Annotated in this window: 1 protein-coding gene; it reads right to left on the bottom strand. The window is 63.1% G+C overall.

Features of this window, described 5'->3' with window-relative positions; all coding sequences use genetic code 11:
- The coding region (locus tag AWB80_RS42675) for a condensation domain-containing protein (protein ID WP_244207070.1) at window positions 1-1,811 on the bottom strand (1,811 nt) is incomplete at both ends.

Raw genomic sequence — 1,811 nt, 5'->3', positions numbered from 1 at the left:
GCCTGAGCATCATCGCTCGATGCCTGATTGTGGCGATAGTTGAGCAAGGCGCTGAAGAGCGGCGCGGGCGCGGCCACACCGCTGCATCGCTGAGCGAGCGCGAGCGGCGCATGCTGATGCTGCAACAAGGCCGCGAGACGTTCGTGCGTGTCGCGTACGCTGTCAGAGACGGATGTCCCGTTCACATCAAGGCGAATCGGCAGCGTATTGATCAACAGCCCCAGCGCCTGATCGACGCCTGCCTGCATGCGCCCGAGCAGCACGGTGCCGAACACGATGCGTCCGTCGGAATCGATTGCACTGCTCGCACTGAGCACGCGCGCCCAGGCGAGATGACAGAGGCTCGCGAGACTCACACCGAGGCTTCGGGCCTGCGTGCGCAGACGCGTATTGAGCGACGCGGGCAGCGTCACGCGCGCTTCGGCGACGGCCGAGCCGTCATGGTGGACGTTGGTCAGGCCGAAGGGCAGCGTCGGTTCGTTCAAATCGGCGAGCATATCGCGGAAGAACGCTTCATGTGCTTGCTGACTTGCGCCGAGCCGCGCCTGAGCGACCAGATCGCGGAACGGCTGAGCTGCGCCGAGCGCATGTCCGCGACCATCGAGCAGGGCGCTGATTTCCTTCTGGATCACTTCCAGCGTGACGTGATCGCCGATCAGGTGATGCCAGACGAGCAGCGCCAGCCAGCGGCCCGAAGCGGGTTCGCGAGCGATGGTGAGTCGAAGCAGTGGAGCCCGAGTCAATGGCAGGCGTTGGGAGCGGGCATCGAACAGGCCTGCGAGTTGTTCAGCGACTGGACCGTGCGTCGGATCGAGTTCGATCTCATCGAGGCTAACCGGTGCTTCACGCAAAACCACTTGCGCGGGCGTGCTCAGCGCATCGTAGATGAAGGCGGTGCGCAGGATGTCGTGCCGTCTGACGACCTGTTGCAAGGCATCGAGCCATGCATCGAGCCGTGCGCGGCTGTCGAAGGCGAGACGCGCGGTCTGCAGATACGGATCGCCCTCGGTGGTCAGCATGTGATGGAACAGAATGCCTTCCTGCAGCGGCGCGAGTGCATAAATGTCCTGCACATTGGTGAACCCGCCGGGCACTTGCGCGACGATGCGATCGATGTCCGTTTGCGTAAGCGCGATGAGCGGCAGCATCGCGGGCGTAATCGCAGTGCAATCGGGCGTGATCGCGTTGGGCGGCACGACGATATCGACCGTGGATGTACCGCGTTCGAGCGAAGCGGCCAGGGCGCTGAGCACGGGCGTGGCGAACAGATCGCGCACGCTGGCATGCAGATCGACGAGGCGCATGCATTCGATGAGCGTCACGGCAAGCAGAGAGTGGCCGCCGAGCGAGAAGAAGTTGTCTTGTCTGCCGACGCGCTCGAGACCGAGCAGTTCGGCCCACAGATCGGCCAGAGCGATTTCGGTTCGACCTTGCGGCGCTTCGAAGGGGCGCAGGGCGAAGGCATCGGCTTGGGGATCGGGCAGTGCACGACGATCGAGCTTGCCGTTGGGCGTGAGGGGCAACGCATCGAGCACGACGAAGGCAGACGGCACCATGTAGTCGGGAAGACGCTCGCTCAAATGTTGGCGCAGGATACTGACATCGATGTCGGCAAGCAGCGTGACATAGGCGATGAGTTGTTGATCATCCTGCTGTCGAGCACGCGCGATGACCACTGCTTCACGCACCGCAGGATGATCAGTGAGTTGAGCCTCGATCTCGCCGAGTTCGATACGGAAGCCACGGATCTTGACCTGATGATCGTTGCGGCCCAGAAACTCGATATTGCCATCGGCGCGATAACGGGCGAG

The organism is Caballeronia pedi (genome assembly GCF_001544915.2).
GTDB lineage: Bacteria > Pseudomonadota > Gammaproteobacteria > Burkholderiales > Burkholderiaceae > Caballeronia > Caballeronia pedi.
The sequence above is the reverse complement of the archived record's forward strand: the minus strand, read 5'-3'. Positions and strand labels throughout refer to the sequence as shown.